General features: G+C 70.2%; 23 protein-coding genes and 1 tRNA gene. 8 read left to right on the top strand and 16 right to left on the bottom strand.

Annotation, left to right across the window (positions count from 1 at the left end; translation table 11 throughout):
- The 5 genes from ABID81_RS11790 to ABID81_RS11810 all read right to left on the bottom strand — a co-directional run bounded on the left by ABID81_RS11790 (position 1) and on the right by ABID81_RS11810 (position 6,724).
- A complete protein-coding gene (locus tag ABID81_RS11790; RefSeq protein ID WP_354594981.1) occupies positions 1 to 2,499 on the bottom strand; it encodes a beta-mannosidase in 2,499 nt (832 codons plus the stop codon).
- Positions 2,496 to 3,353 carry a carbohydrate ABC transporter permease gene (locus ABID81_RS11795; RefSeq protein WP_354594982.1) on the bottom strand — a complete coding sequence of 286 codons (858 nt, stop codon included), beginning with the start codon at positions 3,351 to 3,353 and terminating at the stop codon, positions 2,496 to 2,498. Before ABID81_RS11795 ends, ABID81_RS11790 begins: the two co-directional genes overlap by 4 nt.
- Positions 3,350 to 4,318, bottom strand: a complete 969-nt coding sequence (locus ABID81_RS11800) for a carbohydrate ABC transporter permease (RefSeq protein ID WP_354594983.1) — start codon at positions 4,316 to 4,318, stop codon at positions 3,350 to 3,352. Before ABID81_RS11800 ends, ABID81_RS11795 begins: the two co-directional genes overlap by 4 nt.
- Complete coding sequence (locus tag ABID81_RS11805; RefSeq protein ID WP_354594984.1) at positions 4,315 to 5,610, bottom strand: ABC transporter substrate-binding protein; 1,296 nt, start codon at positions 5,608 to 5,610, stop codon at positions 4,315 to 4,317. Before ABID81_RS11805 ends, ABID81_RS11800 begins: the two co-directional genes overlap by 4 nt.
- 199 nt (positions 5,611 to 5,809) lie before the next feature.
- Positions 5,810 to 6,724, bottom strand: coding sequence for a LacI family DNA-binding transcriptional regulator (locus ABID81_RS11810; RefSeq protein ID WP_354594985.1), 915 nt, complete (start codon positions 6,722 to 6,724; stop codon positions 5,810 to 5,812).
- 114 nt (positions 6,725 to 6,838) lie between these two features.
- Here ABID81_RS11810 and ABID81_RS11815 point away from each other — a divergent pair, with 114 nt between their 5' ends.
- Positions 6,839 to 8,068 carry an ROK family transcriptional regulator gene (locus ABID81_RS11815; protein ID WP_354594986.1) on the top strand — a complete coding sequence of 410 codons (1,230 nt, stop codon included), beginning with the start codon at positions 6,839 to 6,841 and terminating at the stop codon, positions 8,066 to 8,068.
- A 144-nt stretch (positions 8,069 to 8,212) separates the two neighbouring features.
- Here ABID81_RS11815 and ABID81_RS11820 read toward each other — a convergent pair whose 3' ends face one another.
- From ABID81_RS11820 to ABID81_RS11855, 8 genes are all read right to left on the bottom strand, one after another.
- Positions 8,213 to 9,004, bottom strand: coding sequence for an SDR family NAD(P)-dependent oxidoreductase (locus ABID81_RS11820; RefSeq protein ID WP_354594987.1), 792 nt, complete (start codon positions 9,002 to 9,004; stop codon positions 8,213 to 8,215).
- A gap of 67 nt (positions 9,005 to 9,071) precedes the next feature.
- Complete coding sequence (locus ABID81_RS11825) at positions 9,072 to 9,905, bottom strand: sugar phosphate isomerase/epimerase family protein (RefSeq protein WP_354594988.1); 834 nt, start codon at positions 9,903 to 9,905, stop codon at positions 9,072 to 9,074.
- A gap of 86 nt (positions 9,906 to 9,991) precedes the next feature.
- Positions 9,992 to 10,747: an SDR family NAD(P)-dependent oxidoreductase gene (locus ABID81_RS11830; RefSeq protein WP_354594989.1), complete on the bottom strand. Its 756-nt coding sequence runs from the start codon at positions 10,745 to 10,747 to the stop codon at positions 9,992 to 9,994.
- On the bottom strand, positions 10,744 to 11,724 hold the full coding sequence (locus tag ABID81_RS11835) for a Gfo/Idh/MocA family protein (RefSeq protein ID WP_354594990.1): 981 nt from the start codon (positions 11,722 to 11,724) through the stop codon (positions 10,744 to 10,746). Before ABID81_RS11835 ends, ABID81_RS11830 begins: the two co-directional genes overlap by 4 nt.
- Positions 11,721 to 12,641, bottom strand: a complete 921-nt coding sequence (locus tag ABID81_RS11840; RefSeq protein ID WP_354594991.1) for a sugar phosphate isomerase/epimerase family protein — start codon at positions 12,639 to 12,641, stop codon at positions 11,721 to 11,723. Before ABID81_RS11840 ends, ABID81_RS11835 begins: the two co-directional genes overlap by 4 nt.
- Entirely contained in the window at positions 12,638 to 13,201 is a 564-nt protein-coding gene (locus ABID81_RS11845) for a VOC family protein (RefSeq protein WP_354594992.1), read from the bottom strand. Before ABID81_RS11845 ends, ABID81_RS11840 begins: the two co-directional genes overlap by 4 nt.
- Positions 13,198 to 14,193, bottom strand: coding sequence for a LacI family DNA-binding transcriptional regulator (locus ABID81_RS11850; RefSeq protein ID WP_354594993.1), 996 nt, complete (start codon positions 14,191 to 14,193; stop codon positions 13,198 to 13,200). Before ABID81_RS11850 ends, ABID81_RS11845 begins: the two co-directional genes overlap by 4 nt.
- The gene (locus tag ABID81_RS11855) at positions 14,186 to 15,190 is read right to left on the bottom strand and encodes a Gfo/Idh/MocA family protein (protein WP_502915221.1); all 1,005 of its coding nucleotides are present in this window, start codon (positions 15,188 to 15,190) and stop codon (positions 14,186 to 14,188) included. Before ABID81_RS11855 ends, ABID81_RS11850 begins: the two co-directional genes overlap by 8 nt.
- Positions 15,191 to 15,365: 175 nt before the next feature.
- Between ABID81_RS11855 and ABID81_RS11860 the strand changes: the two genes are divergently transcribed.
- The 4 genes from ABID81_RS11860 to ABID81_RS11875 all read left to right on the top strand — a co-directional run bounded on the left by ABID81_RS11860 (position 15,366) and on the right by ABID81_RS11875 (position 19,135).
- The gene (locus tag ABID81_RS11860) at positions 15,366 to 16,013 is read left to right on the top strand and encodes a bifunctional 4-hydroxy-2-oxoglutarate aldolase/2-dehydro-3-deoxy-phosphogluconate aldolase (protein ID WP_354594994.1); all 648 of its coding nucleotides are present in this window, start codon (positions 15,366 to 15,368) and stop codon (positions 16,011 to 16,013) included.
- Entirely contained in the window at positions 16,010 to 16,591 is a 582-nt protein-coding gene (locus tag ABID81_RS11865) for a P-loop nucleotide/nucleoside kinase family protein (protein ID WP_354594995.1), read from the top strand. The genes ABID81_RS11860 and ABID81_RS11865 overlap by 4 nt, the downstream gene beginning before the upstream one ends.
- A 199-nt stretch (positions 16,592 to 16,790) precedes the next feature.
- Positions 16,791 to 17,588 carry an IclR family transcriptional regulator gene (locus ABID81_RS11870; RefSeq protein ID WP_354594996.1) on the top strand — a complete coding sequence of 266 codons (798 nt, stop codon included), beginning with the start codon at positions 16,791 to 16,793 and terminating at the stop codon, positions 17,586 to 17,588.
- A gap of 185 nt (positions 17,589 to 17,773) precedes the next feature.
- Positions 17,774 to 19,135 carry an MFS transporter gene (locus tag ABID81_RS11875; protein WP_354594997.1) on the top strand — a complete coding sequence of 454 codons (1,362 nt, stop codon included), beginning with the start codon at positions 17,774 to 17,776 and terminating at the stop codon, positions 19,133 to 19,135.
- A 282-nt stretch (positions 19,136 to 19,417) separates the two neighbouring features.
- On the opposite strand, the gene ABID81_RS11880 is transcribed toward ABID81_RS11875, so the two are convergent.
- Both ABID81_RS11880 and ABID81_RS11885 read right to left on the bottom strand, forming a co-directional pair.
- A tRNA-Arg gene (locus ABID81_RS11880) sits at positions 19,418 to 19,490 on the bottom strand.
- An 88-nt stretch (positions 19,491 to 19,578) separates the two neighbouring features.
- Entirely contained in the window at positions 19,579 to 19,869 is a 291-nt protein-coding gene (locus ABID81_RS11885) for a hypothetical protein (RefSeq protein WP_354594998.1), read from the bottom strand.
- Positions 19,870 to 20,028: 159 nt separating this feature from the next.
- Between ABID81_RS11885 and ABID81_RS11890 the strand changes: the two genes are divergently transcribed.
- The 3 genes from ABID81_RS11890 to ABID81_RS11900 all read left to right on the top strand — a co-directional run bounded on the left by ABID81_RS11890 (position 20,029) and on the right by ABID81_RS11900 (position 23,018).
- Entirely contained in the window at positions 20,029 to 20,616 is a 588-nt protein-coding gene (locus tag ABID81_RS11890) for a helix-turn-helix domain-containing protein (protein WP_354594999.1), read from the top strand.
- A gap of 8 nt (positions 20,617 to 20,624) precedes the next feature.
- Positions 20,625 to 22,085, top strand: coding sequence for an MFS transporter (locus ABID81_RS11895; protein WP_354595000.1), 1,461 nt, complete (start codon positions 20,625 to 20,627; stop codon positions 22,083 to 22,085).
- A gap of 72 nt (positions 22,086 to 22,157) precedes the next feature.
- Positions 22,158 to 23,018, top strand: coding sequence for a phosphatase PAP2 family protein (locus ABID81_RS11900; protein ID WP_354595001.1), 861 nt, complete (start codon positions 22,158 to 22,160; stop codon positions 23,016 to 23,018).
- A 170-nt stretch (positions 23,019 to 23,188) separates the two neighbouring features.
- Here the strand turns inward: ABID81_RS11900 and ABID81_RS11905 are convergent, their stop codons facing one another.
- Entirely contained in the window at positions 23,189 to 24,346 is a 1,158-nt protein-coding gene (locus ABID81_RS11905; protein ID WP_354595002.1) for a VIT1/CCC1 transporter family protein, read from the bottom strand.
- Positions 24,347 to 24,361: the final 15 nt, after the last annotated feature.

The raw sequence follows: 24,361 nt of genomic DNA on the forward strand, positions 1-24,361 counted from the left end.
TCAGGCCCAGTCGACGACGAGCTGGTTCGACGTGCGCAGCACGCTCGTCGAGGTCAGCTGGTCGGGGGTGAGGTCGGCGTCGCTCGTCACGCGGAACGTGACGGACTCCCCGGGCAGCAGGGTGACCATCATGTCGTCGACGACGGCGTGCACGTCGACCTTGTCGACGAGCAGCGTCACGTCGCGAGCCAGGGAGGCGCTGGTCACCACGACGTCGTAGCCTCCGTCGACCGCGGTGACGGTCGTCGTCAGCTCGGCGGCGGTCAGGGCCGAGTCGCGCTGTTCGACCGGGAACCACAGCCCCCGCTCGGGACCGACCGTGGCGACGACCAGCTCGCGGGCCGGATCGCCGAAGGCGGCGATCTCGGCGGGGATCGCGACCGTGGTGGTGGTGCGGGCGTCGAGGGTCAGGTCGACCGTCGCGGAGGCGAGCACCTCGCCCTCGTAGGAGAGCCTCTGCAGGTCGACCTGCGCCTCCCACGGCTCGGGCGAGTCGTTCGAGACGGCGGCGACGAGGTCGTCGCCGCGCGGCTGGATCGTGACGAGGCGGTCGGCGTAGACGTGCTTGAGGGCGTACAGCAGCGGCTTGGCGCGTCCGTGGCCGTCGACGGCGGCCCACGAGGTGACGGGCCAGCAGTCGTTGAGCTGCCAGACGATCGACCCCATCGTGGTGGGGCTCCACGACCGCCAGTGCTCGATCGCGAACGCGACGGCGTGGGCCTGGTTCAGCGACATCGCCCAGTGCCAGTCCTCGGTGTCGTCGGGCAGCGGGAGGTGCGCGACGAGGCCGTCGGTCAGCTTGTCGTTGCCGTCGGTCGCCTTCTGGTGCCAGATCATGCCGGGCGACTCGGGCGTCAGGGGCGAGTCCGAGATCGACTGCCGGATGGTGGACCAGGTCGCGGGGCCCTGCCAGCCGAACTCGGCGACGAAGCGGGGCACGGTGTCGCGGTAGTGCGGGTAGTCGACGCGGTTCCACAGCTCCCAGAGGTGCACCGAGCCGTGCTCGATCTCGTTCGCCGGTCGGTCGGGGTCGCCCGACCAGGGGCTGCCGGGCGTGTAGGACCGCTCGGGGTCGAGTTCGGCGACGAGGCGCGGCAGCAGGTCGAGGTAGTAGCCGAGCCCCCAGGTGCGACCCTGGAGGCGCTTCTCCCAGCCCCACTCCTCGAAGCCCCAGATGTTCTCGTTGTTGCCGTTCCAGAGCACGAGGCTCGGGTGGGACATGAGGCGCGTCACGTTGTCGCGGACCTCGGCCTCGACCTCGCCGCGGAGCGGCTCCTCCTCGGCGTAGGAGGCGCAGGCGAAGAGGAAGTCCTGCCAGGTCATGATGCCGCGTTCGTCGCACAGCTCGTAGAAGTCGTCGGACTCGTAGTAGCCGCCGCCCCAGACGCGCAGCAGGTTCATGTTCGCGAACTCGGCCTGGTCGAGGCGGGCGGCGACGCGGTCGCGGGTGACGCGGGTGACGAAGGCGTCGTCGGGGATCCAGTTCGCGCCCCTGGTCCACACCGGCTGGCCGTTGACGACGACGCGGAAGCTCGTGCCCTCGGAGTCGGGCTCGAGCTCGACGACGATCGTGCGGAAGCCGATCCGGGTCGACCAGGCGGCGGCGGGCCGGTCGTCGACGACGAGGTCGACGGCGAGGTCGTGGAGGACGGCGTCGCCGTGGCCGCGGGGCCACCAGAGGGCGACGTCGACGACGTCGAGCTCGACGACGGCCTCGGTCGCCCCTGGGATGACGTCGACCGTGGCCGTGGCGGTCTCGACGCCCTCGGGGCTCGTCACGGAGCCGGAGACCGTCAGCGCGGCGTCGGACCCGGCCGCCCGCTCGATCGTGACGTGCGCGCGGACGTGGCCCGCGCCTCCGTCGGTCGTCACGACGGGGCGCACGCTCTCGACGCGGGCGCCCGACCAGGAGTGCAGGGTGACGGGCTTGTGGATGCCCGAGGAGGCGGCGTCGAGGCCCCAGTCCCAGCCGAAGTTGCAGGCCGCCTTGCGGATGGCGTTGAAGGGGTGGGAGTAGGTGTGTGGCCGGTAGCCGATGTCGAGGCTGGCCTGGTCGGCGTGGGCGACGGGAGAGGCGAAGTGGACGACGAGGTCGTTGTCGCCGTCGACGAGCACCCCGTCGGCGGGGAGGCGGTACGTGCGGTGCTGGTTGACGGTGCGTGCCAGCTCGGTGCCGTTGAGGGAGACCGTGGCGACGGTGTCGAGGCCCTCGAACACGAGGTCGTGGCGGTCGTGGCCGTCGGGGCTCCACGAGAACGTGGTGCGGTACTCCCAGTCGCTCTCGCCGATCCAGGTGACCTTCTGCTCGTTGCGGTCGAGGTAGGGGTCGGGGATGAGGCCGGCGGCGAGGAGGTCGGTGTGGACGAGGCCGGGCACCGTCGCGGGGACGGACGCCGCGGCGATCTCATCGGGCACCGGGCCGCGGGTCGAGCGGACGGACCAGCCGTCGTGCAGCGGTCGGCGGGTCTCGGTCGAGGTGGTGGGGAGGGTGGTGGTCACTTGGTGGCTCCTGCCGTGAGGCCGTTGTAGATGTATCGCTGGAGGAAGAGGAACGCGACGAGGGTGGGGACGATCACGAGCAGCGTGCCCGCGGCGATGACCTCCCACTGCGCGCCGAAGGGGCCCATGAAGCGGAACAGGGAGGTCGAGATGACGCCGAGGTCCTGCGAGGGCATGTAGAGGAAGGGGATGTAGAACTCGTTGTAGACCGCGATGCCCTTGATGATGACCACCGTCGCGATGGCCGGCTTGAGCAGCGGCAGGACGATCCGCCAGTAGACGGTGAAGCGGCTCGCGCCGTCGAGCATCGCCGCCTCGTCGAGCGAGACGGGGATCGACTGCATGAACTGCAGGAAGATGTAGATCGCGACGATGTCGGTCCCCATGAAGATGAGGATCGCCGCGCCCCGCGTGTTGAAGAGGTCGAGGGCGCTGATCACCTGGAAGGTCGCGACCTGCGTCGTGACCGACGGCACGAGGGTCGCGAGCAGGAAGCCCCCGAGCACGAGCTTCCGGCCGCGGAAGCGGAACCGGTCGATGGCGTAGGCGGCCATCGTGCCGATCAGGATCGTCCCGACGACCGACACGACGAGGATGATCCCCGTGTTGACGAAGCCCATCAGCATGCCGCCCTGGGTGAAGGCGGTGACGAAGTTGTCGAGGTTCAGCCAGTTGCCGGGCGGGGCGAGCGGGGTCGTGGTCCGGTACTCCTCGTCCGTCTTGAACGCGAGCATGACGATGGTGACGAGCGGGACGAGGGCCGCGAGGCACGCGAGCACGAGGCTGACGTACTTGACGGTCGTCCCGGTGCGGGCGAGGGCGCGCGAGCGGTTCGGCGACGCGGTGGTGGTCACGAGGCGTCCTCCTTCTTCTCGTCGGGGAACAGCAGCCGCTGCACCGCCGTGATGACGAGCACGATGACGAGCAGGACCACGGCCATGGCGGAGGCGAGGCCCACCTTCGAGAAGCGGAACGCGGTGTCGACGGTCTGGATGACGAACGTCTCGGACCCGTTGGCGCCCCCGGTCATGATGTACGGCATCTCGAACGCCGAGAGGGCACCCGCGATCGCGAGGATGAACGACAGGCCGAGGATGCGTCGGATGCTGGGCACGATGATGTAGAGGAACTTGTGCCACGACGTCGCGCCGTCGAGGTCGGCGGCCTCGTACTGCTCGGACGGGACCGACTGGATGGCGCCCAGGAAGAGCACGAAGTTCAGGCCCATGTAGCGCCAGACGCTCGTGGCGGCCAGCGAGGTGTTGACGACGCCGGGGTCGCCGAGCCACTGCGGGGTGTCCTCGACCCCGACCAGGGCGGCGAGGGCGTCGAGGGTGCCGCCGGGGCGGAAGAAGTAGAGGAAGACGAGCCCGATCGCGACCCCGTTGATGAGGTAGGGGAAGAAGATGATCCCCTTGAACAGGTTCGAGAAGCGGGTCTTGAAGCTGAGGAGGGTCGCGAAGTACAGGGCCAGGACGAGTTGGGCGACGGCACCGGCCAGGTAGAAGAGGCTGACGAAGAAGACCTGGAAGATCTCGGGCCGGGTGAAGATCTCGACGAAGTTGTCGGGGCCGACGAACTCCTTGACCGGCGACAGGCCGTCCCAGTCGGTGACGCTGTACCAGAGCAGGTTCGCGACGGGGACGTAGGTCAGGACGATCAGGAACGCCAGCGGCACGACGAGGAAGAGCCACGGGGTGACGCGCAGGCCGCGACGGCCCACCCGCCCGGCCGGGCCGGGGCCGGGGCGGGTGCCCCGGCGCCGGCCGCCGTCGGTGACGGTCGCCGCGACCTCGGGGGGCGAGGCGAGCTGGGTCATTCGGAGACCTTCTCCTGCGCTGCGGCCCAGCGGTCGTTGAGGTCGGAGAAGAACGAGTCCTCGTCGCCGTCGGCGGCGCCGCGGGCGGTGTCGATCAGCTTCTGACGGTAGGTGTTGCCGAAGATGTCGATCTCCGCCTCGTTGGCGATGTCGGTGAGCAGCGCCTCCTTGCCGACCGGGTCCGGGGCCAGTTCGACGTACTGGACGTCGAGGGCGCTGAAGTCCGAGAGGGTGTCGGGCTCGGGGTCGCTCTTGACGGGGCTGATGGCTCCCTGGCTCTCGGCGTAGCCGGACTCGTTCGTGAACCAGTCGACCCAGGCCTTCGCGGTCGCCTTGTTGTCGCTGTTCTTGCTGACGCCGAGGACCTTGTCGCTGGCCGTCACCGAGGTGAACCGGCCGTCGACCTGCCAGGGCATCGGCCAGAAGCCGATGTCGTCACGAGAGGCACCGGCGGCCTCGGCGGCGTCCTGCATCTGGCTGACGGCCCACGAGCCGAGGACCATCGAGCCGATCTTGCCCTGGGCGAGGAGGTTCTTGGACTCCTCCCAGTTGGTCGTGGTCGGGTCGGCCTCGCTGAGGCCGGCCTCGACGGTCTGGAAGAGCAGGTCGTCGATCTTGTACTGGTCGGTGCCCTCGGTCCAGGGGGCGTCGTCCTCGGCCATCTCCATGCGGACGTCCGGGCCCTGGGTGGCGCCGAGGTTGCCCTCGATGGTCGCCAGCGGCCAGCCGTCGGCGTAGTTCGTGTAGTACGGGTCGGCGTCGGTCCGGTCGCGGATGGCCTGCAGGTCGGTGAGGTACTCCTCCTGCGTGGTCGGGGCCTCGGTGACGCCGGCGTCGGCCCAGACCTTCTCGTTGACGACCATGCCCATGGCCGAGCCGAAGGTCGAGATGCCGTAGACCTCGCCGTCGTAGGCGCCTGCGTCGACGAAACGGTACTTCTCGCCCATCTCGTCGACCGTGCCGAGTGGCTCGAAGAAGCTCGCGTACTGGTCCTTCGTGACGTTCGAGCTGGGGATGAGCAGCGCGTCGCCGTAGTCCTTCGAGTTCAGGCGGATCTTGACGTCGCCCTCGTAGTCGGTCAGCGCCTCGAACTTCACGCTTGTGCCCGGGTACTTCTCCTCGAACGCCTTCGCGTAGTCGGCGAACGTCGTGTCGACGAGGTCGGTGCGGTTGGTGAGCACCGTGATCTCACCTGAGGGGGCGCCGTCGTCGTTGGACGCCGACGAGCAGCCGCTGAGGCCGATCGCGGTGAGCGAGACCATCGCCATGCCCATGAGTGCTGTCTTCTTCATGCGTGCGAACTCCTTCGTTCGTGGGTGCCGGCGAGGTGCCTCGGCCGTTCTGTCCGGCAGGTCTCGGCGGGTGCGAGCTGGTCGGGTGCCCCAGCTTCGCCCGCGGCGTCACGCCCTGTCAAGACTTTGATTATTAATTTATGCACGATGTAATTGTGGAGGAGGGCGCGAGGGACGGGGTGACGCCGCTCTCGAGACGTCAGGAGGCGGGCGGGCCGGTCGTCGCCCGAGGCACGAAGACGATGGGCGGCGCCTCGAGCGTGGGGGGTCTCTGACCGTCGAGCACGGCCAACACCGTCTCGCCCACCATCTCGCCGATCCGCTGGACGTCGTGGCTGAGGGCGGAGAGCGGCGGCTCGGAGAGCTGGCACTGGGCCGAGTCGTCCCACGCGACGATCGAGAGGTCGCCGGGCACGCCGAGTCCACGGCGTCGCGCCTCGGCGAGCCCACCGAGGGCCATGAGGTCGTTGTCGAAGACCACCGCGGTCGGGACGCCCGAGGCGCCCTCGACGGTCCGGTCGTCCGGGGCGCCGCGTCCGTCGACGAGTGCCGAGAGGGCTCGCTCGCCCGACTCGAACGAGTAGTCGCCCGTCACCGTCGCCGCGGTCAGCCCGCGATCGTCGCAGACCGACGCGAAGGTGTCCCGGCGCGCGACGGAGTGGGCGAGGCGAAGCGGTCCGCTGACGTGGGCGAGACGGACGTGACCCAGCAGGGCCAACGCGTCCACCGCCTCCTCGACGGCGACGTCGTCGTTCGTCCAGACGGCGGGGAGCCCACTCGAGATCGCGGGCGACGAGACCGAGATCGCGGGGAGCTCGAGCTCGGCGACCAGGGACACCCGCGGGTCGTCGACGCTCAGGTCGACGAGCACGACGGCGTCCACGACGCCCTCGGTCGACCACCGCCGGCACAGGTCGAGCTCGGCCTCCCGGTCGGCGAGGACCCGGAGCAGGACGGCGTGGCCCCGCGGCCGCACGACGCGGTCGAGGCCGGCGGTGAGCTCGTGGAAGTACGGCTCGGCCCCGTAGATCTCGCTGGGACGCACCAGGGTCAGGCCGATCGGCCGCGGGAGGCGCGACGGACGGTCGCTCTCGGTCAGGGTCGCGTCTCGCATCGCCTCGTCCTCCTCGGCCCCGATCACGGTGCCGTGCGCTCTCTCGTGACCGCTATCGTGTCACCGACGCGGGCCGGCACCACACCAGGGCTCGCCCGAGGTACGGAGGACGACGTGGCCAGACCCGAGTCCTCCGCGTCCGGGCCGGGCAGCAGGGCACTCGTCGTCGACGTCATCCGTTCGTCCGGCCCCATCAGCAGGGTCGAGCTGACCTCGACGACCGGCCTCACCCAGCCGAGCATCTCGAACATCGTCCGCAGGTTGCTCGCCGAGGGCATCGTCCGCGAGAGCGGTCGGGTCGCCTCCGGCGGCGGCAAGCCCCGGACCCTCGTCGAGATCAACCCGGGCGCCCTCTACGCCGTCGGCGTCCAGCTCGGCTACGAGTCGATGACCTTCGTCGCCACAGGGGCCGGCGGAGGCATCGTCGCGCGTCAACTCGTCGACGGGGCGTCGCTCGACGCACCGGACGAGGTCACCGACCGGCTGGTGGCGCAGTTCGACGCCTTCGTGGACGCCGCCGGCATCTCGCGGGCGTCGATCGCCGGAGTCGCGGTCGTCGCGCCCGGCCCGCTCTCGGCGGACCACGGCGCCATCCTCCGCTCGCCGACGCTGAGGCGATGGGAGGGCTTCTCGCTCCGGGACAGGCTCTCCGAACGCCTCGACGTCCCCGTCCTGATCGACAACGACGCCGCGGCTGCCGCCGTGGGCGAGTTCTGGACGCGTCGCGTCCCCCGCACCGAGACCTTCGCCGGCATCTACATGGGCACGGGCCTCGGTGCGGGCATCATCATCGACGGGGCCCTGTACCGCGGCGCGAGCTCGAACGCCGGCGAGCTGGGGCACCTGTCCGTCGACCTCGACGGCGAGCCGTGCTTCTGCGGGAACCGCGGCTGTGCGGAACGGTACGCGGCACCGGCCGCCGTCCTGCACCGGGCCCGTGAACGGTCGGGATTCCTGACCGGCCTCGGACTCGCCTTCGAGGAGCACACCGTGGCCCAGGACTTCGACCGCCTGGCCCGTGCCGCGGTGGGCGGCCACGCGGTCGCCGCAGAGCTGATCGCGACGTCCGCCCGCTACCTCGCCGCCGCTGTGGTCTCGTTCGTCAACGTGCTCGACGTCGACCGACTCGTGCTCTGCGGCCCGAGCATCGCGGTGGCCGGTTCGGTGTACGCCCGCGCCGTCCGTGATCGGCTGGCCGAGAGCGCCTTCGCCCGGCAGTCGCATGACGTCCGGGTCGAGCTGGCGACGAACCCGAGGGACTCGGCGGCGATCGGCGCGGCGGCCCTGGTCCTGCAGAGCTCGGTCGCCCCCGGCCACGGACCACGGCTCGTCCGGCCGACCTGACCCCGTGGCCGGCGAATCGACGAGCCACCGGGGGCACCCCACCCGACGGTCCGACGGCACGCGGGTCGATCCTCCTCGCAGACGGACAGAGCCTGGCTCACGAGCGAGCTGCCTCCGGCCCCAGGGGCATCTCTGCCGGACTCCTCAGGACTTCGAACTGGGGCGGCCCGGGATGTGGCTGAGGATCGACTTGGTGTAGCCGCCATCGACGCACACATCTTGTCCGGTCACGTAGCCCGAGAGGGGGCTGACGAGGAACTCGATGACGTTGGCGATGTCCACCGGGTCGCCGATCCGGCCGAGCGGGATGATCTTCTCGCGTGCGCTCTTGATCTGCGGATCGAGGTACATCTTCTCGGTCATGCTCGTCCGGGTCATGCCGGGCGACACCACGTTGACGCGGATGCCATCAGGTGCCCACTCGAGGGCGAGCGTCTGTGCGAGGAGGGTCAGCGCAGCCTTCGTCGGGCTGTAGGCGCCTGAGCCCGCGTGCGGGAGCTGGCCGGACATGGATGACGTGAAGCAGGCGGCCCCGTTGCTCTGCTTGAGATGGCTCCAGCTCGCCTTGGCCAGGAGCCAGGGACCTCGGAGGTTGACGGAGAACAGGCTGTCCCATGCCTCGAGGGAGACGTCCTTCAGCTGGCCGGGGTCCGCGACGCCCGCGTTGGCGACAAGGGCGTCGAGTCCGCCGAACTCCGCGACGGCGGCGCTGACGAGCTGCTCGGGAACGGCAGGGTCGGCCAGATCGCCGACGAGAGCGAGGGCTGTCCCGCCCATCGACTCGATGGAGCGAACGACTTCTTCCTGGCGCGGGTTTCGGTCGAATCCGCAGACGGCGATCATCGCTTGCTCACCTCGGGCGAGTGCCGCCTCCGCGAGCCGGACGCTCGCCGAGGCTCCGATGCCGCTGCTTCCGCCGGTGACCAGTGCTCTCATCGTGTTCTCCTTGTTTTCGTGAGGGGCTGTCGTCCCTCTTGCGTTGGTGGGGTGGACGGTGGCGTGTCTACCGCGTGGGCCGGTCGGGCACGATCCAGCCCTCGACACGGAGGGCGTCCATCGCCGTGCTGAACTCGTGCAGGGTGTTCTCGGGTCGGATGATCTCGAGGACGACGGCGTCGACGCCGATCGTCGTGTCGACGGCCTCTCCGAGGCCTCGCCAGTCGATGACGCCGGTGCCGATGGGGTCGTGGCCCCACGTGTCCGTTCCCGTGTCCGAGATGTGCATGAGTGCGATCGACTCGTGGTGCGCGAGCAGGCTCGCGACCGGGTCTTCCTCGATGTAGGCGGCGTTGGCGACGTCGTAGACGATCTTCAGGGAGTCGTTCGAGATCGTGTCGACGAGCCCCGCGAGGTCGTCGATCGTGGGAGCGAAGCAGTAGGGGGTGTTCTCGAAGAGGAGGCGGGTGCCGGTCTGCTCTGCCATCGGGAGCAGGGTCTCGATGCTGTCGTGCATCCACCCGTGGACGTCCTCCAGCGGCGGCGAGATCATGGGCCTCCTCGTGCCGGGCGAGATGACGACGTCTCGGACGTTCCACGCCTCGGCGAGGTCCATGACCGACCTGATGTGCTCGATGCTCTTGCGGCGCATGCTCGCCCCGGGGCTGGCCAGGTTGATGTCGTATCCCCCGGCGTTGAGCGACCGGATGCGCGCGCCGAGATCTGAGAGCCGCCGGCTCTGAGCCGCGATCTCGGACTGCGTCATGTCGTCAGGCCAGCAGTGTGGCGAACTGATCGGCACCTCGAAGGTGTCGTATCCGTCGTCGACGAGCGTGCCGATGGCATCGATCGCCGGGGCCGTCCAGAGGTAGGAGAACGTGTTGATGATCAAGGCGATCATCCTTTCGGTTGGTGGCTGGGTGCGCAGGTCGCTGGTCCTGCACCGGGACGCCGACTGGAGAAGGGTCTGGGTCGCAGAGCCGGGTGTCAGGACCCCATGCCGAGATGCGCTCCACCGGCCACGTCGAGGGAGACACCGCTGATGTAGCGGTTCGCAGGGTCCGTGAGGAACGCGATCGCGCTCGAGACCTCGTGCGGCTCGGCGAAGCGCCGCATGGGCAGTTGTGCCGCTCGGGCGTCGCGAGCGGCCTGTGCCGAGCCCGACTGGTCGGCGAGCTGGCTCCAGAGCGGCGTGTTGACGGGGCCCGGGTTGACGGCGTTGACGGAGATGCCGTCGGGTCCGAGGATCTTCGCCATCGACCACATGATGTGGAGCACCGCGATCTTGCTGGCGTTGTAGGGCAGGTAGTCGACCCGCGCCTCCTTCGCTGCCACCGAGGAGAGCAGGAGGATCGAGCCCTTCGTGCCTGCCGCGCGCATGGTGTTGGCGACCTCGCGGGTGATGGTGAAGGTGCCGGAGGCGTTGATGCGCATGATGCGCTCGAATTCCTCGGTGGACGTCACGAGGGGGTCGGGGGTTCCGCCGAGGACGCCGGCGGCGTGCACGAGGACGTCGATGCGCCCGTGCTGCTGGACGACCTGTCGGACGACGTCCGCGGTCCCCTGCTCGTCTGTGACGTCGAGGGCGTGGAACCCATCGATCTCTTGGCCGTCGAGAGGTGCCTGATCGGCGCCGATCACGAGATCGCCCCGCGCTCGGAGCGACTCGACCACGGCGGCACCGATGCCGCCGCTGGAACCCGTCACCAGGGCGACCTGCTGCTGGTCGTCGGCGGTCGTCACTGCTTCGCCTTGCTGGCCCATGTGCGGCCTTCCTGTTCTTCGGTCGGGAGGCCCGCGGCCTCGAGGATCTGGTCCAGCAGCTGCTGGGTCTTGGCCGCCTCCCACCCGGAGGTGAGGGGCTGCTGCCGGTCGCGCACCCGGTCGAGGAAATGGCGGACTGCCTCGGCGAAGCCGAAGGTCTCGGTCGCGGTCGCCCAGCCGAACGCCTCGGGGCTCATCGATCGGACGGTGCGGACACCGTCCTTCGTGACGGCGACGGAGTCGGGGGCGACGACCTCGGTGGACTGCATCTGGCCGTACGCGTCGAGCTTCTCTCCCCAGGCCCCGGCGGCGCGGGCGGCAACGAGGAGCCCGGTGTTGCCGGTCGAGAAGCGGACGAGGGCTGCGGTGCCGTCCTCCTCCCACGGGTCGGACCCGGCAGCGGCGCTCGAGACGGAGACCACCTCTCCCCCGCAGAACCAGCGGAGGAGGTCGACCATGTGGATGGCGTTCTCGAACGTCGCCCTGTACTCGGAGCCGGCTCGGTTCTTCTGCGCGATGCAGAACGATGCCCCGGACTCGCCGAAGGCTTCCCGGGCGGCGACGTACACCGGTGCGAAGCGTCGGTTCAGCCCGACCATCAGGACGAGCTCGTTCTCGTCGGCGAGCTCGGCGAGGCTCACGGCGTCGGAGGTGGATGTCGCGAGTGGCTTCTCGCAGAACACGTCGACACCAGCACGGAGGGCGCTCTCGACGGCGGCCACGTGCTCGGACCGGGGTGTCAGGACGAAGACGGCGTCGAGGTCCTCGGCGGCGAGCATCTCGTCGACCGTGCGGTAGACCTCGTGGAAGCCCCAGCGCCGCTGGACGGCGCTCGGGTCGTCTCGGCGGGAGACCAGGGCGCGCAACTCCACGTCGTCCCGCTGGACGAGGGTCGGCAGCTGGGCGATGCTCGCGATGTTGCCGGCACCGACGACGCCGATCTTGAGGGCGCTCACGAGGTCACCTCGGCACGTGCGCGGCTGTTCTCGCGGTCGAGTTCCAGGAGCAGCGACCTCAGGTGCTCGGCGCCGCGACGGAAGCCGATCTCGGGGGCGTCGAGGTCCTGAGGATGCCAGCGGTATTCGTACTCGAGGGAGAGCACGTCGTCGTAGCCGACCTCGCGGAGGCGGCGGAGGATGCGAGACCAGGCCAGCGAGCCGTCACCGACGACGCGAGACCGGACAGCACGCTCCTCGGCGCGCACGCGGGCCGTCTCCGAGGCGACGAACGGTGCGTCCGGGTCCTTGAAGACGAGGTCCTTGACGTGGACGTGTCCGATGAGATCGCCCTGGACAGCGAAGGCGTCGTCGACGCTCTCGTCGTGGGTGAAGGTCAGGTTGGCCTGGTCGTAGAGGACTCGGACCGCGCGGGAGTCGACTTCGCGGACGAGGCGGGCCGTGTCGGCGGCGGTCTGGGTCATCGTGCCGAAGTGGTTCTCGGCGCAGAGGACGACTCCGGCGTCCTCCGCGCGTGCGGACAGGTCGTGGAACGACCGGACGAGCTGCGCCCAGTGCTCCTGCTGTGCGTCCTGCCCTGGCTGCCACGAACCCGCATAGACGCGGATGCGGGTCGCACCGACCTGCTGGGCCGTGTCGATGGCCGATCGGAGCTCGTCGACGGCGGCCATGCGGACGGACTCGTCGAGGGCGTTGATCGCGGTCGTGTACGGGGTGAGGCCGATGATCGCGATGCCCTCCGAGTCGGCGACGCGAGCGGCCTCGGCTGCGGCCGCTTCGTCCCTGATCGGCAGGCCGCTCTTGTAGTCGTCCTGGTAGATGATCTCGGCGGCGTCCAGGCCCGCACGTCGGAAGAGCTGGATCGCTTCCGGGACGGTCTGGTCGGGTGTTCCGAGCGTGTGGCCGGCGATCTTCATGCGGGGTCCTCCAAGGTGTGGGCGGTAGTCCAGTCGGCAGGGCCGACCAGGTGAGGGGGGTCGGCGACGCGGGACCGGTCGACGAACTCGAGGATCAGCCCCCAGTCGGTGCGGGCGTACACCCAACGGTTGCCTGCGACGGAGGGGCTGTCGCCCGCGACTTCCTTTCGGTGGCCGAGGATCTCGACGGTGGGGTGGTCGTCGACGGCGGCGACCACGTCGTCCACGTCGTCGACGACGAAGCAGAGGTGATGGCCGCCGGCGTCGCTGGCGCGGGGGAAGACGGCGGACCGGTCGTCACTCCACCACTGGAACAGCTCGACGTTGAGGTTCGGGGGCAGTCGCAGCATCGCGAGCTCGAGCCGTGCATCGTCCGGGACGCCGAAGTGCAGGGGCATGAACTCCGCGTCGGGTCCGCGCGTCGAGCGGTAGAGCTCCTCTGCTCCCAAGACCTGGGTGAAGAACGCGACAGCGGCCGTGAGGTCGGGGACGGTGAATGCGGTGTGGTCGACCCATCGCAGGCCCGGGAGCGGACTTGTGGAGGCGGTGGGGGCGGTCATGCGAAGGGTCCCGTCGTCGAGGAGCGGAGGAGGAGGGAGGTCGGGAGCACTTCGTGTCGGACCGGCTCACCGCGAAGGAGTCCTTCTCCCAACTCGACGGCGAGACGTCCGAGCTCGTCGACGGGTTGGCGGATGCTGGTGAGGCGGGGGTGGATGTGGGCGCCGAGCTCGAGGCCGTCGAAGCCGATGACGGAGACGTCGTCGGGCACTCGGTGCCCGCGGGCGCCCAGCTCGGAGATGATCGAGAATGCGATGACGTCGTTGCTGGCGATGATCGCCGTCGGACGGTCGTCGGAGGCGAGCCAGTGGTCGACGACGCTGCGGCCGTGGTCCGGGTCCGCTGCGGCTCCGAGGATAGACGGCCGCACATCGCGCTCAGCGGCGAGGTCGGTGTACGCCTGGTGTCGATCGTGCGCGGTGTAGGTGCCGACGATGCCGGGCGCATAGGCGATGGAACGGTGCCCGAGCCCGGCGAGGTGGTCGAAGGCGAGTTCGATGCCCTGCCTGCCGTCGACGGTGACCGTGGGGACCGAGGGGTCGTCTTCGACGCGGTCGAGGACGACGACCTTGCTCGTGGAGCCGAACCGTTCGAGCGCCTCGAGGTCGATGCGAGTCGACGGGGCCACGATCCCGAAAGGCGAGTACATCGCCTGCATGGCCGTGACGTAGCTGGCTGTCGAGTTGGCCTCGTTCTCCGTCGTGCACAGCACCATCCGGTACCCGCGCTTCTCGGCAGCGACGGCCGTCGCCCGGGCGAGCTCTGCGTAGAACGGGTTGGTGACGTCGGGGACGATCAGCGGCACCAGCGTGCTGGAACGTCGGCGAAGCGCCTGGGCGACGGGGTTCATGGTGTAGCCGAGCTCCCCCGCCACCCGCAGGACGTGCTCCCTGGTCTGTGCCCGCACTGCGTCGGGGTTGGAGAACGCTCGTGACACGGTCGAGCGGTGGACACCGGCCACCCGCGCGACGTCGTCGATGCTCACTTCAGTCATCGTGGGCCTCCGTCTCGGATGGGTCAGGCCAGATGACCTTCATGGCCGCTGCGAGGTCGTCAAGGGTGGGCATGCCCGCGAAGCCGGTCGCCAGCGTGTCGGCGACACGGTCGACGAGGACTTCGTACAGCGGGTCGCTGTCGACGTCGAGCGTGGTCCTGACCGTCTGGCCGGTGAGATCGGTGAACTGGGCAGTCCCGTCGGTGTCGATGGATGCGAAGCCGCGGTCGCCGGCGGCCGAGAAGCTGCAGAAGCGCTTGAGAGGCGAGTCGGGGAAGACGTAGCCGACCTCGATGATCGCCTGGCCGCCGCGGGTGCCGGTGAGGACGACCGTTGCGTGGTCCTCGACGCGTTCGCTGTGGAGGGCATGGCTACGAGTGAGAGCTGTGACCTCGCCGGGGCCGAGGTGCCGCAGGGCGAGGTCGACGAAGTGCGGGCCCAGGTTCACCAGTGCGCCGCCTCCTGCGCGCATCGGATCGAGCATCCAGGGGCTGCCGTTGGACGAGTACCGCGACGGCGGACCCGCATGGAACGAGAATCGTTCGTAGGCGATCGTCCCCGCCTGCCTGAGCCACGACTCGACCGGGCCGTCGCGTTGGACGAGCGCGACCGTCGCCGCCACCCCCGCGAACCTGGCGGCCTCGACGACCGCACGAAGCTCGGCGAGATTCACGCCGAGGGGCTTCTCGACGACGAAGGGGATGCCTCGTTCGATGAGCTTGAGGCACACGCGCGCGACTTCGTCGTGGGGGCTCATGACGTAGGCGGCGTCGAACTCGACGTCCCTCAACACCGAGTCGACGTCTGGCGAGACTTCCACGCCCCAGGCACGGGGAGACGCGACAGCCTGTGGGGCGTCGTCCTGCACGGCGACGACTTCGTGCCGACGCAGAAGGGCCTCACGGTAGAGGGGCGCATGCCAGTGGGAAGCCCCGAAGACGGCGACGCGAGCCTTGTCGACGGCCGCGGCGTGGTGCGCGGCCAGAGGTTGGCGGATCGCCGGAACGGGCGGAACGCCCGGGTCATGACTTGTCACGTGACTTCCTCGTCTCGAAAGTGCGATCGATTGCTGAGATCGATTGCAGAAATGGTCACACGAGATCGCCGACGTTGTCAACGAGGGCCGGTGGCGGGGTCGCCATCAGCAGAAAAGTGGTGTATCCCTTGGGCTCATGTTCCAGAAACTCGAGACCCTCACGACCATTCACGATTCCGGCAATGTCCTCATCGTTCGCCTCGACACCGCCGAGAAGGCGTTCGACGCGGCGTCCGCAGCGGTCGAGGGCGGCATTCGCGCCCTCGAGATCACCCTCTCGATCCCCGGTGCTCTCCAGGTGATCCAGCGCCTCGCCGAACGCTTCGCCGACCACGACGTCGTCTTCGGCGCCGGCACGGTGCTGGACGAGCACGCGGCCTGGGCGAGCATCCAAGCCGGGGCGAAGTTCCTCGTCAGCCCGAACCTCAACCCGGCCATGATTCGGGTCGCGAACCGCTACCAGGTCGTCTCGATCAGCGGCGCGTACACCCCGACCGAGGTCCTCGACACGGCCGAGGCAGGCTCCGACATGGTGAAGATCTTCCCGACGGAAGCCGGGGGCATCCCCTACGTGAGAGCCATGCTCGCGCCGCTGTCCCAGATCCCGATGGTGCCTGCCGGAGGAGTGACGACGGCGAACGTCGCCGAGTGGTTCGCCGCCGGGGTCGCCGTCGTCGGCGTGGGCAGCGCCATCACCAAGGCCGGCGGCCCGGAGGGTGACACGACGAAGATCACTGCTGCGGCGAAGGACTTCGTCGACGCCGTCGCGCGGGCTCGCGCTTGACGCCGAGCCGACCCACGGCGTTCATCACCCTCGGCGGCGCGGGCTCGGGCAAGACGACGATGTCGCGACACCTCAGCACACTCACGGGCGCCGTCTACCTCGACAAGGACACGCTCTCGGGCCCTCTCGTCCGGTTCGCCCTGGAGGCGCTCGGCCACCACCCGACGGATCGCGAGTCGAACGAGGTCTACGTCGAGAAGATCATGCCACTGGAGTACGAGGCCCTCTTCGCCGTCGCCGGGAGCAACCTCGACCTCGGCCACTCCGTGGTCCTCGACGCACCCTTCGTCGCCTACCTCGCCGATCCGGACTTCCTGGCGACAGCCACGAGCGCCGCGAACTGGCCACAGGTCGACCTCCGGGTCATCCACGTGCGCTCGTCGTCGGAGGTCGTCCGAGAACGAGTCCGCCTCCGGGGCCTGGACCGCGACCGCGCGAAACTCGCGAACTGGCCCGCCTATTGGGAACGCTTCGGCGAACTGAGGTGCGCCTGGCGTACGGGCCGCCACGATGCCGTCCAGAACGACGACCCCACCCAGTCACTCGTCGATCTGGAGCGTGTGATCGCCGCGCCCTGAGTGCCGACCGTGGCACCCGGTCCCACTCCACGCAGACGGGCCTCGCAAAATCGCGGGGCCCGTCCCGAGCCAGCCGCCGGCATCTTCGGCCCGAGAAAAAGCGGGCGGCCCCTTGACACCTCCGCGAGTCCGTGGCACTTTCGGTAACGGCGTTACAAGTAACGCCGTTACTGCTCCCCGACGACGAGGAATGACAACCATGGCTCTGGCAGATGACGTCGCCCACGGCATGCGCGTTCTCGAGATGCTCGCCCCCGAGCCCGAGGGCCTCCGCGTCACGCAGGTGGCAGAGACCTTGGGCCTCAACAAAGCCATCGCGCACCGACTCCTCGGGGCCCTGGTCACGGCGGGCTACGCCGCACAGGACCCGAAGTCGTCGACGTACTTCGCCACGCACCGACTCGGCGCGCTCGGCCTTCGTCAGCTGTCGTCCTCAGGCGTCAGCAGCTGGGCACAGCGCACCTTGGACGCCCTCGCGGCGGAATCCGAGGAACTCGTCAGGCTGGCCGTCACCTCGGCGGATTCCTTGCAGTGGATCGCGAAGGCGCAAGGCTCGAACTCGTCCCTCCGCCTCGACCCCGTCATGGGTCAAGATGCCGTTCCCTACGCGACAGCGTCAGGCAAGGCATGGCTGTCCACCCTCGCCGAAGACCGCGTCCGTGAGATCCTCGACAAACAGGGACTCGTGCCCCAGACGTCCCGCACCCTCCTCGACCCGGCACGGGTCCTGGACGAGCTCTACGAAGTGCGCCACCGCGGTTACGCCACGACGCTCGAGGAGATGGACCTCGGCATCCACGCCGTGGCGGCCCCCGTGTTCGGGGCAGGCGCTCACGAGGTCGCGACCGGGACCATCAGCATCGCAGGACCTTCCGTTCGCATGACGCGAGCTCGCATGGCAGACCTGTCCCGCCCCCTCCTCGACGCGGCAGCCGACATCGCTCTGAGCTGGCCGAGCTACGCCTATCTCGCCAGCGAAGAGGGCCTCTCAGCATGAACGCCGACCAGGCGATCGACACCCGCTCACGGGCATCCCCCGACGACTCCGCGTAAGCGGACCTTCCTCTTCTCCTTCCCTTCCTCCACCCCTTTTCGCAACCTCCTCCCCGGCGAATCCGACAGCGGCCCAAGGCCGCTACTCGGTGCGCCTCCTTCTCGACCTCCCAGACCCAGGAGAGCTCAATGACGACCTCACGATCGACTCCTCCCACATCCGCATCGAACACCGGCCCGGTGGTGTCCAAGAGGCGGAAGGCCAATCTCGTCGCGGGAACCGTCGGCCACTTCGTCGAGTGGTACGACTGGTACATCTACGGCCTCCTCGCCGCGGTGTTCTCCAGCCAGATCTTCCCGAGCGAATCAGCTTTCGCGTCCCTCATCGCCGCGTTCCTGACCTACGCCATCGGCTTCCTGGTCCGGCCCCTCAGCGGCATCATCATCTCGCCCCTGGCAGACAAGTACGGCCGCCGCCGCATCCTCACCTACGCCGTCTCCGGCATGGCCGTCGGAGCCCTGATCATCGGCCTCACCCCGTCGTTCGACAGCATCGGCTACGCCGCCCCCATCCTCTTCGTCGTCGCCCGCGTCATCCAGGGGATCTCGGCCGGTAGCGAGGGGCAGAGCGCCATCGCGTACATGGTCGAACACGCCCCGGCCAACCGCAGAGGACTCTTCGGCTCGTTCACCAACATGGCCAGCGGCCTCGCCACCCTCGTCGCCACCGGTGCCGCCGCCATCGTCACGTCAGTCTTCACCCCCGACGACCTCGCCGCGTACGGCTGGCGCATCCCCTTCATCATCGGCGGGATCTTCGGCATCATCGGCCTCGTCATGCGGGCACGTTCCGACGAGACACCCGAGTACGAAGCCGTCAACGGTGACGAGAAGGCCTCTGCCCGCAGCCGCCTCAAAGACCTGCTCCGCAACCACCACAAGCAGATCCTCCAGGCCGCCGCCCTGTCGGCCCCTGCTGTCGCTTACTACACGTGGGCCACGTTCCTGCCGACCTTCGCCAACCTCACGACCGGACGCGACCTCTCCCAGACCCTGGCCGGCAGCGTCATCGGGCTCGTCCTGCTCGTGATCGTCGTCCCCCTCACCGGTTACGTCTCCGACCGGCTCGGACGCCGGAAGATCTTCCCGATCATCGGCGCAACCGGCATGGTCGTGCTGTTCTACCCCCTGCTGTTGCTCATGCAGCAGCCGGGATTCTGGGTGTACACCGCGGTGGCTGCGTCCGGGTGGGTCGTCCTGGGCATCTGGCAGGCCGTCTACCCGACCATCCAGGCCGAGCTCTTCCCCGCCGCCGTCCGCGTCTCCGGCATCGGCTTCGCCCACCAGCTCGTCATCGCCGTCTTCGGCGGAACCGCACCCCTCATCGCAGCAGCCTTCGTGGGCGCCGGGCAACCCATGCTCGTCGCGGTCTACATGATCGTCGTCGTCGCGATCAGCCTTGCCGTGTACCTCACCCTCCCCGAGACCGGAAGGAAGGAAGGCCAGGCCCTCGTGAACGAGGCCGACACCAACTCCATCCACCTGAAGTAGTTCCGGGAAGGCAGTGCGAGCGCGATGGCCGGGCCCCACGGGGTCCGGCCATCGCATGCGTGTGCCAGAACCAGGGCATGGAGGCAGACGAGAGGTGCGATCACCACGACGGGTGTCGAGCGGCGTGTGTGGACGTGTCCATCTCGTGGTCCACCTGGGGACGCCTCCCCGCGGGGTTGCAGATGAGTCCCGAGGACGGCACACGAGCACGAGTCCGCCGAGAAGAAACCTCGTCCGAGAAGAAACGGCCCGGTCTGAGACCGGGCCGTGACGTTCGTCCTGTGCGCCTGGAGGGACTCGAACCCCCAACCTTCTGATCCGTAGTCAGATGCTCTATCCGTTGAGCTACAGGCGCGTTTCGTTGGCCGATTGGCCAGAGGAAACATTACACGAGGGAGGCGCGGGGCGCGAATCGAGGCCGACCCGCGCCTCCTGGGCTCGCGTCAGTAGGTGTGCTTGCCTTCGCCGTCGCCCTTGTAGTCGCCGATCAGCTCGTCGACCTCGGAGGCGTCGGCCTGGCCGGGCCGGCGCGTGGGGACGGCGTCCTCGGCCGGACCGTCGTCGAGGCCGCGCGAGCCGGTGCCACCGTCGGGGTGGTTCTCGCTGGTGATCTCGACGGGGCGGTCGTCCCGCTCGCCGACGGTGTGGTCGCCGTGACCCTCGCCACTGCTGTTGCCGCTGCGTTCGAGCTCGGTCTCGTCGGGGCCGTGCGGGTCGTCCGGGGTCTTCGTCATCGGGTTCCTCCTGCGGGCCGGGCCGTCCGGCTGCCGTGCTCCGAGCATGCGCCGCCGTCCCCTCCCCCGCCCGCGACACCCACCACACTCACGGTTCGCCCCGCCGCCAGATGCACAAGACTCGTTGCGCAACGCTTCTTGTTCATCTAGGGTCAAGGCATGACCCCGCGCGAGACCTCCCGCAGCACCCTCACCGACGCCGCCTCGATGCGGGTGCTCGCGCACCCGACGCGGTTGCGCCTCCTCGGCCTGCTGCGCGAGCGGGGTCCGCAGACCGCCGCCCAACTGGGCGACGCGGTCGACGAGGCCCCCGGCACCATCAGCTACCACCTGTCGAAGCTCGCCTCGATCGACCTGATCGGCCCGGCCGAGCGACCGACCGCCGACCGCCGCGAGCGCTGGTGGCAGGCCACGACGCAGCTCACGAGCTGGGAGCCGGCCGACCTGCTCGACGACCCCGACCGCCTCGTCGCGTCGTCCGCCCTGCAGAAGTCGATCGCCCAGGCCTACGCCGCCCGCTTCGTCGAGTACATCGACGCCACGCCGGCCCTGCCCCGCGAGTGGGTCGCGGCCGGGGCCAGCGGCGACCGCAGCCTGCGGTTGACCGTCGACGAGCTCGCCGGGCTGCGCGGCGAGCTCGAGTCCGTCGTCGACCGCTGGCTCGACGCGAGCGCCGCGCACGACCCCTCGGTCGACGACGGCGCCGAACCGGTCGTGCTCGTCTACCAGGCCTACCGGCGCCCCTGAGGCCCGTCGTGAGCGAGAACGGACGAGCCGAGGAGGCGCGGGTCGCCGACAGCGCCCCTCACGACGGTCGTCGCCGCGGCCGCCACCCCGGAGGGACGGACGGCCTGCCCGACGCGCACGACGGGGACGACCACGCCCCCGACGCCGAGGCCGCTCGCGGCGTCCGGACCTCCCACTCGGCCCGGGTCGCCCTGTCGTCCCTCGTCGCCGCCCACGCGATCTCGCAGACCGGCAACGTCGTGACCGCCTTCGCCGTCCCCTTCTACGTCCTGGGCCTCGGCGGGTCGGGGGCCGAGGTCGGCCTCGCGGCGGCGTTCGCGACGGCTCCGGTGATCGTCGGTGGTCCGCTCGGCGGCGTGGTCGTCGACCGGGTGGGGCACCGCCGGGCCGCGATCGTCGCCGACCTGGTGAGCGGCGCCTCCGTCCTCTCGATGCCCGTGCTCGCCCTCACCGTCGGGCTGCCGTTCTGGGCGCTGCTGGCACTCGTCTTCGTCGGCGGGCTGCTCGACACCCCGGGGCAGACCGCCCGCCGGGTCATGCTGCCCGGGCTCACCGAGCGCGCCGGGGTGCGCATCGAGCGGAGCGTCGGGCTGCTCGACGGGTCGGAGCGCTTCGCGAAGTTGATCGGAGCCTCGCTCGCGGGGCTGCTCGTCGCCGCCGTCGGTCCGATGGCGTCCCTGTTCGTCAACGCCGCCACCTTCGCGATCTCGGCCGCGCTGACCCGGGCGCTCGTCCCGGCGCCCGATCCGGCACGGGCCGGATCACCGGACGCCGTCGCCGCCGATCGCACGACCGACGACCCGGTGACCGAGCCGGCCCGCGCCTCCTACCGGGCCGACCTTGCCGAGGGCGCCCGCTTCGTCGTGCGCGACCCGCTGATGCGGCTGCTCGTCGCCCTCGTGCTGGTCACCAACCTGCTCGACGCGGCTCGCGGGTCGACCCTGCTGCCCCTCTACGCGAACGACCGACTGGGAGGCGCGGCCGCGTTGGGACTGCTGGTCGCCACCATGGGCGGGTGCGCCCTCGCCGGCAACGTCGCCTTCGGCTTCGTCGCCCACCGGGTGCCGCGGCGCGTCACCTTCGTGGCGTGCTTCGCCCTGGCCGGTGGCCCCTCGAGCCTGGCGTTCGCCCTCGCGGCGCCGCTCCCGTGGCTGGTCGCCGCGACCGCCCTCTCGGGCCTGGCCGCGGGCGCGCTCAACCCGATCCTCGGAGCCGTCGAGCTCGAGCGCGTGCCGGCGCACCTCAGGGGGCGCGTGTTCGGCCTGCTCAACGCGGGTGCCTGGGCCGGCATCCCGGCCGGTGCCCTGCTGGGCGGCGTGGCAGCCGACACGATCGGGCTGACGGTCGCCTTCGGCATCGTCGCCGCGGTGTACACCCTGGTGACGCTGACCCCGCTGGCCGGCGGGCCGTGGCGTCAGATGGAGCGCCGCCCGACGGGAGTCGGCCCACACCCTGCACCCCCGCTGTGAGTCACGGCGGCCCCGGCGCATCGGCAGGTCGGACCGAGCCGGTTTCCAGGCGGCGTGTAGTTAGCTCGTCCGGTGACCGCTCAGCCCACCCTCTCGACGACCCCGGCCGTCCGTCGACGGGTCACGGGCCGTTGGGTCGTCGCCTCGTCGGCGTCGCTCGTCGTGCTGGCGGGCGTGTACACGATCGCGGTCCTCACCGAGGCCGGGCAGTCCATCGAGGACAGCATCCTGCGCTCGGTCGACGGCACCACGCTGCTGCAGTCGGGCGCGGCCCTCGACGCGATCTCTCCCCCGGCCGTGCTGCTCGTGGTCGGCGTGACGATGGTCGTCGCGTTCCTCCGTCGCCGACCGGGGTCGGCCCTGCAGGCCGGCGTGCTCATCGTCGGCGCGACCGTCACCACGCAGGTGCTCAAACAGCTCGCCCCGCGCCCCGAGCTGACCGGCGAGATCTACGGCAACAGCTTCCCCAGCGGTCACGTCACGGTGGCCGTCGCCGCCGTGCTGGCCATCATGACCACGTTCGGTCGGCACGTCCGGCCCTTGTTCTTCATGATCGGTGCGGCGTTCGCGGCCGTCGTCGCCGAGCAGACCGTGGCCTTCGGCTGGCACCGGTGCAGCGACGTCGTCGGGGCCTGTGCGGTCGCCCTGCTCTGGCTCGGCGTCGTCCGCATCGCCGCCGCCCGCCTCTCGCGCGACCCCCGCGGCCGCGACGATGTCGGCCCTCGCTCGCACGGGGCCACCTCTGTCGTGCTCGGCCTCGCCCTCGTCGTGTGCCTCACGCTCTCGGGCGCCATCTGGAGCATCGGCATCGGCGCCGACATGAGCCTCACGACCTCGACCGGGCACGGCGTCCTGATGGGCGCGCGCCTGGCCGCCGCCGGGGTCGTGCTCGTCACCTGCTGGATCGCCTGGAAGCTCGACCGCAAGGCCTGACGGCCCGTCGCCGTCGGCTCGGCGCGCGCTGCCTGACGGCCTGACGGCTCGACGCCGTCGGCACGGTGCGCGGCACCCGTCGGCTCGGCCCGCGAGGCCGTCGGCTCGGCCCGCGGCACCCGTCGGCTCGGCCCGCGGCACCCGTCGGCTCAGCCCGCGAGTCCGTCGGCTCAGCCGGCGGCGCCCGTGCCGAACAGCAACCCGAGCAGGTACGTCACGGCGGCCGCGCCGAACCCGATGCCGAGCTGACGCAGCGCACGCTTGAGCGGACTCGCGCCCGACAGCAACCCCACGACGGCGCCCGTGCCGAGCAGCGCGACGCCGACGAGGGCGGCGGCCACGACGACGGCCGTGATCCCCGACAACCCGAACAGGTAGGGCAGCACCGCGATCACGGCCCCGGACGCGAAGAAGCAGAAGCTCGAGGCGGCAGCCCCGAACGCCGTGCCGAGGGTCTCGTGGGTGGCGGGTTCGTCGGCCGAGCGCGCCTCCTGGTCGGGGGCGTCGGCCCAGCCGGCCGTGGCGGCGCCCGGCGCGGCGCCCGCAGGAGGCGCGCTCGGCGACGACGCCCCTCGCCCCGCGCCCGCCAGCACCTGCCGCGCGTGGGCCTCGGCCTCGTCCGGCGACATGCCCCGCGCCCGGTACACGAGCGCCAGCTCGTTGGCGTCGACGTCGAGGTCGGGCAGCACCTGCCGTGCCGTCGGGTCAGGCGTCGAGGCGTCGAGCAGTTCGCGCTGCGACCGCACCGAGACGTACTCGCCCGCGCCCATCGACAACGCCCCGGCGAGCAACCCCGAGAGCCCGGTCAGCAGCACGACGTGGTTCGCGACGCCCGAGGCGCTGATGCCCAGCACGAGCGCGAGGTTGCTGACGAGACCGTCGTTCGCCCCGAACACCGCCGCACGGAACGACCCCGACAACCGGTTGCGTCCGCGTTCGGCGAGCCCACGCACGACCTCGCCGTGGATGCGCTCGTCCGCGGCCATCGCGTCCGTGGCGTCGGCGTCGGTCGCGTAGGGCGAGCGCGCCTCGGCGCTCTGCACCAGCGCGAGCACGAAGATCGAGCCGAACCGCCGGGCGAGCAGGCCGAGCACGCGGGTGCGGAGGTCGGTGCGGACCGGACGCCCGACGTCGTCGCCCAGCAGGTCGACCCAGTGCTGGGCGTGACGCCCCTCGGCGTCGGCCAGGGCGAGCAGGATGGCGCGCTCCTCGCCGTCGCGACGACGGGCGAGGTCGCGGTAGGTGGACTCCTCGGCCCGCTCGTCGGCGAGGTAGCGGCGCCAGCGGCGCAGGTCGGCCGGGGTGCGGGTGCTGGTGCTGGTGGGCATGCGCTCAGTATCGCC

Source organism: Frigoribacterium sp. PvP054, assembly GCF_040547465.1.
GTDB lineage: Bacteria > Actinomycetota > Actinomycetes > Actinomycetales > Microbacteriaceae > Frigoribacterium.